This window comes from Bradyrhizobium sp. BWA-3-5 (assembly GCF_032917985.1).
Taxonomy (GTDB): domain Bacteria; phylum Pseudomonadota; class Alphaproteobacteria; order Rhizobiales; family Xanthobacteraceae; genus Bradyrhizobium.
Genome location: NZ_CP136626.1, coordinates 7364909 through 7379153, shown reverse-complemented (window position 1 = coordinate 7379153; position 14245 = coordinate 7364909). Strand labels below are relative to the sequence as shown.

Genomic DNA, 14245 nt, shown 5'->3' with positions numbered 1-14245 from the left:
GCCTCAGTCCTTCTCTTCCTCGACCTCGGGCGCTGCGAGCGACCGGAGCATCAATACGGGAAGGATCAGCGTGAAGACGATGACCTCCTTGAAGTTGCTGGCATAGAACGAGGAGAACGCCTCGACGCCGCCGACGATGAGCGCCGCGACCGCGGTCAGCGGATAGCTGACGAGCCCGCCGATGATCGCGGCGATGAACCCCTTGAGGCCGATCAGGAAGCCGGTGTCGTAATAGAGCGTCGTGATCGGCACGATCAGGATGCCGGAAATCGCGCCGATCAGCGACGCCAGCAGGAAGGCGATCTGGCCCGAGAGCGTGGTGCGGATGCCGACGAGACGGGCGCCGAGGCGGTTGACGGCGGTGGCGCGCAGCGCCTTGCCCATCAACGTGAAGCCGAAGAACAGCCACAGCGCGATGATGAAGGCGATGGTCAGTCCATACACCGCAAGGCTCTGCCCGGTGAAGCGCAGCGGACCGACGGTGAGCGCCGCGGTCGACAGCGCCGGACCGCGCAGGCCTTCGGCGCCGAAGAACACGAGGCCAAGGCCCTGCAAAGCGAGATGGCAGCCGACGGACGAGATCAGCAGCACTAGCACCGACGTATGCGCGAGCGGCTGGAATGCGAGGCGGTAGAGATACAGCCCGATCGCCGCGACGATCAGGAGCGACAGCGCGATATTGACGGCGATCGGCGTCGTGGGGCCGGCGAGGCGATAGGTGAGGGCGAGGATGGCGGCCGGCAGCACGATATTGAGCGCCAGCGAGCGCAGGATCCGCCTGAGCCGTAGCGATCGCCGGGCATCGAACAGGTCGAAGCCGAAGGCGGCGACGCCCATGGCCATCGCCAGCCACACCGTGCCGGGCACTTGGCCTGTAGCCAGCATCGCGTAGCTCAGCGCGCCATAGGTGACGAACTCGCCCTGCGGGATCAGGATGACGCGGGTGACGGCAAACACCAGCACCAGCGCGAGCCCGAGCAGCGCATAGATCGCGCCATTGGTAATGCCGTCCTGCAGCAGGAACAGCATGATCGTCGTATTCAAGACTGGCGCTCCCCCATAAAAGCGTCGCCGATCCTGACCTGATGCGGTCTGCCGGCTGTCCGAGATCTCGGCAGTTGAAAGACGCCGATATTTGATATATCCGATAACAATTATCGAATATAACATCAAGGGCCCGGCCGCCGGCCAGGGCCTTTTCAGGGGGCGAGCCTCACGCCATGACGGTCTCCAAATGACAGTTTCCAAGGCAGCGACCGATGCCGTCAAGTCGCCGCGTAGCAACGGCAAGGAAATTGCCGAGGGGGCGTCCGAAATTGCCGGGCTGCAGCTGGGTGAGCTGGCCGACCTGCTCGGCTATTCACTCAAGCGTGCCCAGCTCAAGGTGTTCGAGGATTTCCTGCGCTGCGTCGCACCGCTGCAGCTGACGCCGGCGCAATTCTCGGTGCTGCTGCTGCTTGACCGCAATCCCGGGCGTAACCAGACCGAAATCGCCAATACGCTCGGCATCCTCCGGCCGAATTTCGTGTCAATGCTGGACGCGCTGGAGAGCCGCGGTCTCTGCACGCGGATGCGCTCCACCAACGACCGCCGCTCGCACATCCTGATTCTGACCGACAAGGGAAAGGCGGTGCTGGCGCGCGCCAAGAAGCTGGTCGCCACCAAGCACGAGGCGCGGCTCAACGACCTGTTGGGTCCCGCCAACCGCGTGGCGCTGCTCGAAATGCTGTCGAAGATCGCCGCGGAGTTTTAGGTGGGGTTGTCATTCCGGGGCGCGAAGCGAACTATGGGGCGCCCTTGCGCCCCTGAGAATCTCGAGATTCCGGGTCAGGTCCTTCGGACCATCCCGGAATGACGGTGCCTTGTATCACGCAGCGACGATACGGCCCTGAACTTCCTTCGACCCGCGTCCCGACAGAAACTGCCGCTCGATTTCAGCCGCGGGAAGCGGCTTGCTGAACAGAAAGCCCTGCATTTCCGTGCATCCTTCGGAAGCAATGCTTTGGAGTTGTTCCGCGGTTTCGACGCCCTCGGCGGTCGCCGTCATGCCCATGCCGTTCGCCAGCGCCGCCACTGCCCGCACGATGTTGAGCGAGCTCAAATTCTCGGTGATGTTCTTGACGAAGGAGCGGTCGATCTTGATCTTGTCGAACGGAAAGCTCTGCAAATAGGTCAGCGACGAATAGCCGGTGCCGAAATCGTCCATGGCGATCCGGATTCCGAGCGAGCGCAACTGGTGCAGCACCGCCAGCGTCGCTTCCTTGTTGTGCAGCAGCACGCTCTCGGTGATCTCGATCTCCAGCCGCGTCGGCGAAAGACCGGAAGCGCCGAGCGCGCCGACGATCACCTGCATCAGGCCGGGACTGCGAAACTGGATCGCCGAAATGTTGACGGCGACATGAAGGTGTTCGGGCCATTGCGCCGCCGTGGCGCAGGCCTGCCGGATGACCCACTCGCCCATCGGCACGATGAAGCCGATCTCCTCGGCCAGCGGAATGAAGGTGGCGGGCGAGATCATTCCCTTGGTCGGATGATTCCAGCGGATCAGGGCTTCGAAGCCCGAGATCTCCTTGCTCGCCAGGTTGACGACGGGCTGATAGTGCAACTCGAATTCGCCGGCCGGCAGCGCGCGGCGCAGATCCTGCTCCATGATGCGGCGGGTCTGCATCTGCAGGTCCATCGCGGGCTCGAAGAAGCGGAACGTGCCGCGGCCGTCGCTCTTGGCGCGATAGAGCGCGAGGTCGGCGTTACGTAGCAGCTTGTCCGGGATCGATCCATCGCCGGGGCCGACCGAAATGCCGATGCTGACGCCGATCACCGCCTGCTGGCCGTCGATGTCATAGGGCTCGCTCAAGGCATCGATGGCGCGCTGCGCCAGCGCGGTGGCGTCCGCCGGGTCGGAGATCGCGGCCTGCACGATGACGAATTCATCTCCGCCCATTCGCGCGATCGTATCGGCGTCGGCAGCGAGGGTGCGTAGCCGTTCGGCGACGATCCTCAGCAGCTTGTCGCCGCAGGGGTGGCCGAACGTATCGTTCACGGCCTTGAATTGATCGAGGTCGAGGTGATGGACAGCCACCATTTTCCCGTCCTGAACCCTGGCCAGCGCATGTTCGAGCCGGTCGTTCAGCAGCACGCGATTGGCCAGATCGGTCAGCGCGTCGTGATGCGCCATATATTCGATCTTGACCTCGGACTGCCGCTGCTCGGTGATGTCCTCGTGGGTCGCAACCCAGCCGCCGCCGGGCATCGGCCGGTGACGGATCTTGAAGGTGCGCCCGTTCATCAGCTCGACGATGCTGTCTTTCGGCTCGTTGGAAACCGCGACATTGGTGCGCCAGCGCAGATATTCGTCGCGCGTCATGGCGGGGAAGCTGCCGGCCTCGAACCTGAGGTCGACGATCTCGATCAGTGACATGCCGGGGCTGACGCGCTCGGGCGCGATGTCGTACATCGCGACGAAGCGATCGTTGCACACGATCAGGCGGTGATCGGAATCGAAGAAGCAGAGCCCCTGCGACATGTTGTTGATCGCAGTGTCGAACTGGAAGTTCTTGATCAGCAGGGCCTCTTCCTGCTTGCGGCCGAGTTCGAATTGCTTCTTCAGGCGCGCATTGAGCTCTTCGCGCTCGGTGATGTCCTCATGGGTCGCCATCCCGCCGCCACCGGGCATCGGGTAGACGGTATAGGCGATGATCCGGCCGTCGGCGAGTTCCTGCACGGTGGTGTCGAGCGCGATATCGCGGCCGACGCGCTCACGGATGTAGTCGTCGGGCGCAAGCTGCACCTTCAAGCCGAGATTGAGCCGGTGCCGGATCAGATCGCGGGTCGGAGTGCCCGGCTTCACCTGTTCGGGCGTGAGGCCGTACAGTTCGCGGTAACGCGCGTTGCAGAAAACCACCTCGCGCTTATCGTCGAAGACGACGATGCCAAGCGACAAATGGTCAATCGCCTCTTCGAGCCGCGCCCCTAAGTTCGCCCCCAAGTGCGCCGACCGCGTGGCGGTGATCTGGCCGTGATCCGTCATATAGCGTTTCCCCCGGCCGCTATCGGCGGCTCCCCTCCTTCCAGGAGAGCCCCATTAGAAGCGCAAGCTGGTGAATTGCGTCTTCGAGCCGGGTATGCGCTTGCGTGTTCCTCTTAACATGCTCAACAAAGCGTTAACACGCTTTCGGCACGCCCAGGATGCGGGCGAGAGACTAAAGAACCTGTGCGGGGTCTACCAGGATCACCCTGACGTCGTTGACATTGGTGAGCGTCGGACCGGTCAGCAAGAGATCGCCGGTTGCCGAGAAGAAGGCGGTCGCATCGTTGTTGGCGAGATAGGCCGCAGGATCGAGCCCGAGCGACTTCATTTTCGCAAACGTCGTCTGATCGATCAGCGCGCCGGCCGGATCGCTCGCGCTGCCGGCGCCGCCGTCGGCGCCGTCGGTGTCGGCGGCCAGCGCCACGATGCCTGAGGTGTCCTTCAAAATGTCCGCCAGCGCCAGCGCGTATTCCTGGTTGGGGCCGCCGCGGCCGTTGCCGCGCACGGTTACCGTCAGTTCGCCGCCCGACAGGACGGCGGTGCGCTTGCCCTCGCTGAGCGCCTTCAGCGCCAGCCGCGCGTGATCTGCGGCAACCTCGCGCGCCTCGCCTTCGAGATCGGCGCCGAGGCCGATGACCTCATAGCCGGCATCCTTTGCGACCTTGATCGCGGCGTCGAGCGATGCCTTCGGCTTTGCAATCATCTCGAACCGCGCGCGGGCGAAGGCGGGATCGCCCGGCTTGCAGCTCTCGTTCCCGGCATCGTCGAGCGCGCGTTTGACGGCATCGTCGACCAAGAGATTATACCGTGCGACCAGCGCGCGGGCGTCCGCCAGCGTGCTTGGATCCGGCACCGTCGGTCCCGATGCGATCGCGGAAGGCTCGTCGTGTGGTACGTCCGAGATCGCGAGCGTCACGATCTCGGCGGCGCGCTGTCCGGCGCGGGCCAGACGGCCGCCCTTGATCCGCGACAGATGCTTGCGGACGATGTTCATCTCGCCGATCGGCGCGCCCGATCGCAACAGCGCGCGGTTGACCTGCTGCTTCTGCGTGAACGAAACGCCATCAGCCGGTGCGATCCAGTTGGCCGAGCCGCCGCCGGATAGCAAAACCAGCAGCAGATCGTCGGCGGTCGCCTCCGCGGCGAGACGCAGCGTTTCGTCAGCGGCTTTCAACCCGGCCTCATCGGGTACGGGATGGCCGGCCTCGATGACCCTGATCCGCCGCGTCGGCACGCCGTGGCCGTGGCGCGTGGTGGCAAGGCCGCTCAGCCGCGACGGATCAAGTCCCAGCGTATCGAGGTAGTGCCTTTCGGCCGCGGCGGCCATCGCGGCCGCGCCCTTGCCGGCGGCTACGCAGATCACCTTGCCCTTGGGCACGGGAGGCAGGTGCGCTGATAGCACGACGTCGGGATGTGCGGCCGCGACGGCTGCGTCAAAGATCGCACGCAAGAGGGAACGCTGGTCGGTCATGATGGCAACAGGCTGCTAACGGACGGGAGTTTTGGTTATCCAACCATTTGCCGCAAAAGAAAACCCCCGCGGAAGGTCCGCGGGGGCGCTTGCAGCCGCAAATGGGCCAATCGGGATTCTGAATGACTAGAGCGGCATGACCTTTCTTCGAAAGTCATCCCGCTCTATCTCTATTTGAGCATGATCTTTTCGGAAAACGGGTCCCCACTTTTCCGGATCATGCTCTAGCCGCCGGCGTCGCCGGACAGAATCTCGCCAAAACGTTCCCAGGTTTCGCCCTTGAACTTGATCAGTTGCACCGAGGAGATCGGGGCAAAGTCGGTCGGCGACGTGTTGACCTTGATGCCCGGCAACAGCCCGTCGAGTTCGAGATCCTTGATGCTCGCGGCCTGCTTCATCACGTTCTCACGGGTGAGATTGTCGCCGCAGGCTTTCAGCACATGCACGAGGCCCTGTGCGACGGTGTAGCCGAACATCACCGAGGCATCGGCGCGGTTGGCTTCCGGATAATACTTGTCCAGGAACTCATTCCACGCCTTCATGCCCTTGTCGTCCTTCCACTGCGCATCTGTCGGATCCTTCAGATACTGCGAGGAGATGATGTCCTGGGCATTTTCCATGCCGGCCGGCTTGATGACGCTGCCGATTGAAGCAGAAACGTTGTTGAGGAAGTGCAGCGGCTTCCAGCCGATCTCGGCGTTCTTCTTGATCGCCTGCGCCGCGAATTTCGGCGTGGTGATGTTGATGAACACGTCGGCGCCGGTCGCCTTCAGCTTGACGATGTGGGAATCGATCGTCGGTTCGGAAACCTCGTAGCTTTCTTCCAGCACGATCATCGACGCGGCCTTGGCGCCGAGCCCGTCCTTGAAGCCCTTCAGGTAGTCCTTACCGTAATCGTCGTTCTGGTAGAGAATTCCGATCTTGGCGTTCGGCTTCTCCTTCAGGATGTACTTCGCATAGATCTGCGTTTCGCTCTGGTAGTTGGGCTGCCAGCCCATCGTCCACGGGAAGTTCTTCGGATCGTTCCACTTGGTCGCGCCGGTGGCGACGAACAGCTGTGGCACCTTCTTGCTGTTCAGGTATTTCTGGATCGCGGTATTCGGCGGCGTGCCGAGCGGATTGAAGATCAAGAGAACTTCATCGCTCTCGACCAGCTTGCGGGCCTGCTCCACCGTCTTTGGCGGCGAGTAGGCGTCGTCGTAGCTGATGAAGTTGATCTTGCGGCCATTGATGCCGCCCTCGGCGTTGATCTTCTTGAAATAGGCTTCCTCGGTCTTGCCGATCACGCCGTAGGCGGAAGCCGGTCCGCTGTAGGGCATGATGTTGCCGATCTTGATCTCGGTATCGCTGGCGCCGGGGTCGTATTTCTTCTGTGCGAAAACGTTGCTCGAGGTTGCCACGAGCAATCCGAACGCGGCCGAAACGACCGCAAGGTTTTTCATTCCGGACATTTCTGTCTCTCCCTTTTCATTTCTTAATGTAACCGTCCGGCCCCTTGAGGAGCTCTTGTGACAGCGTCGTGATTAGCATCTTGCCGGAGGCCTCACAACAAAAAGCCCCTGCGGAAAAAGCCGCAGGGGGCTGCATCTTTATTGAGCTGGCGCGCGACTAGCCGCCGGTATCGCTCGAGAGGATTTCGCCGAAGCGTTCCCAGGTCTCGCCCTTGAAGCGGATCAGTTGCAACTGCGAGAGCGGCGCAAAATCCGTCGCCGAGGTATTAACCTTGACGCCGGGCAACAGGCCGCCGGGTTCGAAGTCCTTGATGCTCGCCGCCTGCTTCATGACGTTGGCGCGGGTCAGGTCGTCGCCGCAGGCCTTCAGCACGTGCACCAGCCCCTGCGCGACGATGTAGGCGTACATCACCGACGCATCGGCCCGGTTGGCTTCCGGATAGTACTTGTCCAGGAACTCGTTCCAGGCCTTCATCGCAGGGTCGTTCTTCCACTGCATGTCGGTCGGGTCCTTGAAGTACTGCGACGAGATGATGTCCTGCCCGTTCTCGAAGCCGGCCGGCTTCATCACGCTGCCGATCGAGCCCGAGACGTTGTTGAGGAAATGCAGCGGTTTCCAGCCGATTTCGGCGTTCTTCTTGATCGCCTGCGCCGCGAACTTCGGCGTGGTGATGTTGAAGAAGACGTCGGCGCCGGTCGACTTCAGCTTGACGATGTGCGAGTCGATGGTCGGCTCGGAAACCTCGTAGCTTTCTTCCATGACGATCAGGGAAGCCGCCTTGGCGCCGAGCCCGTCCTTGAAGCCCTTCAGATAGTCCTTGCCGTAGTCGTCGTTCTGGTAGAGCACGCCGATCTTGGCGTTCGGATGGTTCTTCAGGATGTACTTGGCGTAGATCTGCGACTCGCTCTGGTAGTTGGGCTGCCAGCCCATCGTCCACGGGAATTCCTTCGGATCGTTCCATTTGGTGGCGCCGGTGGCGACGAACAGTTGCGGCACCTTCTTGGAGTTGAGGTACTTCTGGATCGCGGTGTTCGGCGGCGTGCCGAGCGAGTTGAAGACGAGCAGGACTTCGTCGCTCTCGACCAGCTTGCGCGCCTGCTCCACCGTCTTCGGCGGCGAGTAGGCGTCGTCATAGCTGATGAAGTTGATCTTGCGGCCGTTGATACCGCCCTCGGCGTTGATCTTCCTGAAATAGGCTTCCTCGGTCTTGCCGATCACACCGTAGGCGGAAGCCGGTCCGCTGTAGGGCATGATGTTGCCGATCTTGATTTCGGTATCGCTGGCGCCGGTGTCGTATTTCTTTTGGGCTAATGCGCCGCTGCTGGTCGCGGCCAGTAATGCGAGGGCAGCCGAAAAGGCTCCCAAACGCAATTTGATGGCGAGCATTTCTTGATCTCCCTGGGATCGATGACTGTGTCATTGTTTTTGCTGAGCACTTGGCGGCTCTTGTGCTTCATTGAATACCTTTCGCCAGCTTCCAGCAACAAAAAGCCCCCCGCGATCGCGTCGCGGAGGGCGATATTTAGTCGGATGCTCCGGGAAACTACCGCCGGGCGGAATATTGGTTAATGGCCGACTTCGCCGCTGATGACGTCGCCGAACATGTCCCACTTCTCACCCCTGAAGCGCATCATTTGAAGTTGCTCGATCGGGGCAAAGTCGGTGGCCGACGTATTGATCTTGATTCCCGGCAGCAGCGTATCGGGCGCGAAGTCCTTCAGGTTCGCGGCCTGTTTCATGATGTTCGCGCGGGTCAGGTCGTCGCCGCACATTTCGAGCATCTTGGTCAGGGTCTGCGCTGCGCCATAGCCATAGATGACCTGGCTGTTGTGGCGGTCGGCGTCCGGATAGTACTTGTCGAGAAAGGCAAGAAACTTCTTTATCCCGGGATCGTCGTGCCATTGCGCGTCGCCGGCGTCCTTGGCGTAGTGCGCCGAAAGCACGCCTTGCCCGTTCTCGAAGCCCGCCGGCCGCATCACGGCGCCGACCGACGTTGAAACATTGGCGACGATCTGCAGCGCCTTCCAGTCGATCTCGGCCATCTTCTTGATGGTCTGCGCCGCGAATTTCGGCGTCGTAATGCTGATCAGGACGTCCGCGCCGCTGGCCTTGAGCTTGACGATATGGTTGTCGATCGTCGGTTCCGAGATCTCGTAGCTTTCCTCGGCGATGATCATCGAAGCCTTGGCGCCAAACCCGTCCTTCAGGCCCTTTAGGTAGTCCTTGCCGAAGTCGTCGTTCTGATAGAGCACCGCGACCTTGGCGCCGGGCTTTTCCTTCATCAGGTATTTGGCGTAGATGCGCCCCTCGCTCTGATAGGAGGGCTGCCATCCAATGGTCCACGGAAAGTGCGTCGGATCGTTCCACTTGGTGGCGCCGGTGGCGACGAACAGCTGCGGCACCTTCTTGGCATTGAGATATTTCTGGATCGCCGTGTTGGAAGGCGTGCCGAGCGGATTGAACACCACCAGCACCTCATCGCTCTCGACGAGCTTGCGCACCTGTTCGACGGCCTTCGGCGGACTATAGGCGTCGTCATAAGAGATGAACTTGATCTTGCGCCCGTTGATGCCGCCGTTGTCGTTGATCATCTTGAAGTAGGCTTCTTCGGTCTTGCCGATGATGCCGTAGGCGGAAGCAGGACCGCTGTAGGGCACGATGTGCCCGACCTTGATTTCGGTATCGGTCGCACCGGTGTCGTATTTCTTCTGCGCGAGGGCGGTGCCGGACGTGAAAACGAATGCGGCGACCGCCGCCCCGAAGGCGGCGGTCCAGCGTGATGCGGACATGATGTCTCCTGAGTTTGTCGTTAGCTTTCTTAGTTCTTCTTGAGCTTGCCCAGATGGTGCTGGGCGATCATCGCGACCTGCCTGGCGCCGTGCGGCACGAGGAAGATGACGAGAAATAGAAGCACCCCGAATACGGCGCCGGAGAGGCCTTTGGAGATGCTTTCAGCGATGTTGGGCACGAAGATGATGAAGGCCGAGCCGACGATCGACCCCGGCAGCCAGCCGACGCCGCCGACCACCATGCCGAGGAACAGTGAGATCGCCAGCGTGATCGTATAGCCGTCGGGCGCCACGAACTGCACCGCGATGGCGCCGAGGCCGCCGGCAACGCCGGTGATGCCGGCCGAGACGCCGAACGCCAGCGTCTTGTACAACGCGACGTCGACGCCCATGGCGGAAGCGGCAATTTCATTGTCGCGGATCGCCATGAAGGCGCGGCCCGAGCGCGACCGCAGCAGGTTCACGGATGCGATGTAGATGCCGATCGTGATCACGAGCGTGAAGTAGTACAGCCACATGTCCTGCGACATCGGCAGGCCGAACGGCGCGTCGGGCTTGGTCACGACCAATCCCTGCACGCCGCCGGTCCAGTGTTCGAAGAAGCCGAGCTTGAGGAGCTGCGGCATCGCAACCGCCAGCGCGAAGGTCGCCAACGCGAGGTACACGCCGGAGAGCCGCAGCGCCGGCTGGCCGAAGATGAATCCGAAGGCAAAGCAGATCAGGCCTGCAATCGGCAGCGTCAGCGCGTAGTTCATGCCGACGTGTTCCATCAGGATCGCCGACGTGTAGGCGCCGACCGCGTAGAACGCGCTCTGGCCGAGCGAGAACTGGCCGCTTCCCCCGGTCAGGATGTTGAGCGCGAGCACCGCGAGCCCGTAGATCAGGAGCATCGTCATCTGGAAGATGATGAAATTCTTGACGAACAGCGGCGCGATGACGAGCGCGGCCAACACGGCGAGCGAGGTGCCCAGCCCGAGCGTCATGGCCCGCTTCGGAACGGCCTCAACGGCCGGTGCTTCTGTGACGACTTCCTCAGCAGCGCTCATGATCAAACTCGCTTCACGATGGGCCGACCCATGAGGCCAGCCGGTTTGACGACCAGGACGGTGATGATCAGCGCAAGCGCGATCGGCAGTTTCAGCTCGTTACCGACGCCGGGAATGTAGGTCCCGGCGAGATTTTCGAAGATGCCGACGAGAAAGCCGCCGACCACGGCGCCGAGCGGCGAGCTCAACCCGCCGAGCACGGCCGCGGCAAAGCCGTAGATCAGGACGCCGCCCATCATGTTCGGCTCCAGGAACACGACCGGTGCGATCAGGATGCCCGCGATCGCGCCAATGGCGGAGGCCATGCCCCAGCCGAGCGCGATCATCCAGGACGTGTTGATGCCGACGAGGCGAGCCGATTCAGGCAGCGAGGCGGCCGCCCGCATCGCCAGCCCGATGCGCGTGAACTGGAAGAAGATATAGAGTGCGATCAGCAGCAGGATGGTGACGCCGATCATGCCGGCCTGGTGGGTCGAGATGAGCTGGCTGCCGAGGAAGGGCGAGGAGCCGAACGGCGAGGGATACTGCTTGATGGTGAAGTCCCAGATCAGGCCGGCCACCGAGTTGACGATCGCAAACAGGGCGATGAAGCCGGCGACGTTGGTCAGTACCGGTGCCTTGGAGAGCGGCTTGAACAGCAGCCGCTCGATCAGGATGCCGCCGGCAAAGGAGATGATCAGCGTGATCAGGAAGGCCCACCAGTAGGGGACGCCCCACTGCATCAATTGCCAGGAGATGAAGGTCGAGAACATCGCCATTTCGCCTTGCGCGAAATTCAGATGGTCGATCGCCTGGTAGATCATCACCACCGCGAGCGCCATGCAGGCATAGATTGCGCCCGTGGCGATGCCGGCCAGGACTTGGTTGGTAAACAGCTCCATTGTCCTGCTCCTTTAGTAGCCGAGATAGGATTTGCGGACGTCTTCGTTGTTCGCGATGTCCTTGGCGTTGCCCGACATCACGATCCGTCCGGTTTCGATCACATAGGCCTGGTCGGCGAGCTCGAGCGCGAGCTGCGCGTTCTGCTCGACCACCAGGATGGTGACCTTGTCCTCACGGTTGATCTTGCCGAGAATCTTGAACAGATCGCGCACGATCAGCGGCGCCAGGCCGAACGACGGCTCGTCCAGCAGCATCAGGCGAGGCCGCAGCATCAGCGCGCGCGCGACCGCGAGCATCTGCTGCTCGCCGCCCGACAGCGTGCCGGCCTGCTGGGTATGCCGCTCCTTGAGCACCGGGAAGTGCTCGTACATCCGCTCGATGTCGGCGACGATGTTCTTCTTGTCGGTGCGCGTGATGGCCCCGAGCTGCAGATTCTCCTCCACCGTCATGGTGGTGAAGGTGCCGCGGCCCTGCGGCACATGGGCGATGCCGAGGCGGACGACGTTCTCGGTCGAGCGGCTGCCGATCGGCTTGCCCTCGAACTCGATCGCGCCGGTGGAGCGCACCATGTTGCAGATCGCCCGCAGCGTGGTGGTCTTGCCGGCGCCGTTCGCCCCGAGCAGGGTGGTCAGCGAACCCTCGCTGAGCGCGAAGGAGAGGCCGTGCAGCGCCTGCACCTGTCCGTAATAGGCGCGCAGATCCTTGACGTTGAGCATCGTGGTCATTGGTCCTTGCTCCCCAGATAGGCCTTGATGACGTCAGGGTCAGCCTGGACTTGGCTAGGGGTTCCCTCGGCGAGCTTGCGGCCGAAGTTGAGCGCCACGACGTGGTCGGCGATCGACATCACCAGACCCATGTGATGCTCGACCAGCAGTACGGTGAGATGACGCTCGTCGCGAAGCTTCTTGATGAGGTCGCCGAGCACATAGACTTCCTCATGGTTGAGGCCGCCGGCCGGCTCGTCGAGCAGCAGGATCTTCGGATCGGCGGCGAGCGCGCGCGCCAGCTCGACGCGCTTCTGCGTGCCGAACGGCAATCCCGACACCACGGTGTGGGCAACCTCCTCGAGATCGAGATAGGCGAGAATCTCGCGAACCTTCCTGTTGACGTCCGCCTCGCTGCGGCGAACCCAGGCGAGCTTCAGCGAGTCCGAGATGATGTCGCTCGAGGTGCGTGAATGGCAGCCGACGCGGACATTGTCCGAGACCGAGAGGTTGGGGAACAGCGCGACGTTCTGGAAGGTGCGGCCGATGCCGATCTCGGCGATCTTGTGCGCCGGGCGCGTCAGGATGCTCGCGCCTTCCATCAGGATATCGCCGGAGGACGGCTGGTAGAGCCGGGAGAGGCAGTTGAACAGCGTTGTCTTGCCGGCACCGTTCGGTCCGATCAGGCCGAGGATGTTGCCCTTATGCATGTCAAAGGACACACCATTGAGAGCGATGATGCCGCCGAACACGACGCTGACGTCGCGAACCGCGAGCAGGGGTGCGTGTCCCTGCGCGAGCTGTGCCTGCGTCATCGCATCCCGCCCGCCCTGATCACGGAGCGGGAATGACCGTACGAAATTATTTGCCGGTCATGATGAAGGCTATTCGATCCCCTCGGCCAAACGTGCAACTCTTCCTCCTGCTTTCGACTTCTTGCTGTCTGTTTTTTTTGTTTGAGGTGCTGCGCCGCCCAGCGCTGCCTCGATTTTTCTTACCATCGTGACCAGGCGAGGTCCAATGTCCGTCATCAGGCGCTCTTCCGTGAAGCGGAATGCCGGCGCGCCGCAGTTGAACGCGTACGGACCGGTTCCGTCATTGAGCTTGAGCGCGACGCCGGCGGCGCCGATGTCGTCGTGCCAGTCGCCGACCGACAGTGCAAAGCCGCATTTCGCGACGGTCTCGCCGGAACGCTCTAATCCGTCGCGCAGCTTGGGCCAGCGGCTGCCGTAATGCTCGCGCAGATCGCGCAGCAGCGCGGCGCGTTCGTCCTCGCCCAGTGCCCAGAAATAGGCGCGACCCATCGCGCTGGTTGCAATCGGCACGCGCGAACCGACGTCAAGTTGAACGCCGACCGTCTCGCTGCCGCGGCTTTGCCCGAAATAGATCATGCTCTGGCGGTCGCGGCCGCCGACGGCCACCGCCCCACCGGTGGCGCGCATCACTTCCTCGCGGAACGGCTCGGACAAATGGCGAATGCCGAGATTGGCCAGTGCCGCATACCCAAGCGCCATGGCCGACGGCGCGAGCTGATACTTTTCGAAACGCGGAACGGGTGTAAGATAGCCGAGCTTGGTCAGGGTGTAGGTCAGCCGGGAAATGGTTGGCTTCGGCAAATTAGTACGGGCGGCAAGTTCTTGATTGCCGAGAAGCCCGTCGTTGGGATGAAATGCGCGCAACACATCCAGCCCACGGGAGAGTGCGACGACGAAGCTGCGATCGGTCGCCACTTTTTTCCCTGAACGCTTCATTACCCGCTACTGCTGCTGATGAGCTCGTTGACAACGGACGTGCTTCAAAATAACCCTCCCTGTCAAGATGTGGAATTAAATTTCGCAGTGCGAAATTAGTAGAATGACCCGTAGCCACTCAAC

12 protein-coding genes are annotated in these 14245 nt (G+C 62.2%); 1 reads left to right on the top strand and 11 read right to left on the bottom strand.

Features of this window, described 5'->3' with window-relative positions; all coding sequences use genetic code 11:
- Positions 1-3: 3 nt before the first annotated feature.
- Complete coding sequence (locus RX331_RS35465; protein WP_317254209.1) at positions 4-1044, bottom strand: branched-chain amino acid ABC transporter permease; 1041 nt, start codon at positions 1042-1044, stop codon at positions 4-6.
- A 190-nt stretch (positions 1045-1234) separates the two neighbouring features.
- Between RX331_RS35465 and RX331_RS35460 the strand changes: the two genes are divergently transcribed.
- Positions 1235-1753, top strand: coding sequence for a MarR family transcriptional regulator (locus tag RX331_RS35460; protein WP_317254208.1), 519 nt, complete (start codon positions 1235-1237; stop codon positions 1751-1753).
- 114 nt (positions 1754-1867) lie between these two features.
- On the opposite strand, the gene RX331_RS35455 is transcribed toward RX331_RS35460, so the two are convergent.
- The 10 genes from RX331_RS35455 to RX331_RS35410 all read right to left on the bottom strand — a co-directional run bounded on the left by RX331_RS35455 (position 1868) and on the right by RX331_RS35410 (position 14122).
- Positions 1868-4027: an EAL domain-containing protein gene (locus tag RX331_RS35455; protein WP_317254207.1), complete on the bottom strand. Its 2160-nt coding sequence runs from the start codon at positions 4025-4027 to the stop codon at positions 1868-1870.
- A 172-nt stretch (positions 4028-4199) separates the two neighbouring features.
- Positions 4200-5498 (bottom strand): glycerate kinase, encoded by a 1299-nt coding sequence (locus tag RX331_RS35450; RefSeq protein WP_317254206.1) that lies wholly within the window; start codon positions 5496-5498, stop codon positions 4200-4202.
- 224 nt (positions 5499-5722) lie between these two features.
- Positions 5723-6940: an ABC transporter substrate-binding protein gene (locus tag RX331_RS35445; protein WP_410708343.1), complete on the bottom strand. Its 1218-nt coding sequence runs from the start codon at positions 6938-6940 to the stop codon at positions 5723-5725.
- Positions 6941-7106: 166 nt separating this feature from the next.
- A complete protein-coding gene (locus tag RX331_RS35440; RefSeq protein WP_317254204.1) occupies positions 7107-8336 on the bottom strand; it encodes an ABC transporter substrate-binding protein in 1230 nt (409 codons plus the stop codon).
- Positions 8337-8515: 179 nt separating this feature from the next.
- Positions 8516-9739, bottom strand: coding sequence for an ABC transporter substrate-binding protein (locus RX331_RS35435; protein ID WP_317254203.1), 1224 nt, complete (start codon positions 9737-9739; stop codon positions 8516-8518).
- A gap of 29 nt (positions 9740-9768) precedes the next feature.
- Positions 9769-10785 (bottom strand): branched-chain amino acid ABC transporter permease, encoded by a 1017-nt coding sequence (locus RX331_RS35430; protein ID WP_317254202.1) that lies wholly within the window; start codon positions 10783-10785, stop codon positions 9769-9771.
- Positions 10786-10787: 2 nt separating this feature from the next.
- A complete protein-coding gene (locus RX331_RS35425; protein WP_317254201.1) occupies positions 10788-11666 on the bottom strand; it encodes a branched-chain amino acid ABC transporter permease in 879 nt (292 codons plus the stop codon).
- A gap of 12 nt (positions 11667-11678) precedes the next feature.
- The gene (locus tag RX331_RS35420; RefSeq protein ID WP_317254200.1) at positions 11679-12392 is read right to left on the bottom strand and encodes an ABC transporter ATP-binding protein; all 714 of its coding nucleotides are present in this window, start codon (positions 12390-12392) and stop codon (positions 11679-11681) included.
- Positions 12389-13186 carry an ABC transporter ATP-binding protein gene (locus RX331_RS35415; protein ID WP_317254199.1) on the bottom strand — a complete coding sequence of 266 codons (798 nt, stop codon included), beginning with the start codon at positions 13184-13186 and terminating at the stop codon, positions 12389-12391. Before RX331_RS35415 ends, RX331_RS35420 begins: the two co-directional genes overlap by 4 nt.
- A gap of 69 nt (positions 13187-13255) precedes the next feature.
- Complete coding sequence (locus RX331_RS35410) at positions 13256-14122, bottom strand: IclR family transcriptional regulator (RefSeq protein WP_317254198.1); 867 nt, start codon at positions 14120-14122, stop codon at positions 13256-13258.
- Positions 14123-14245: the final 123 nt, after the last annotated feature.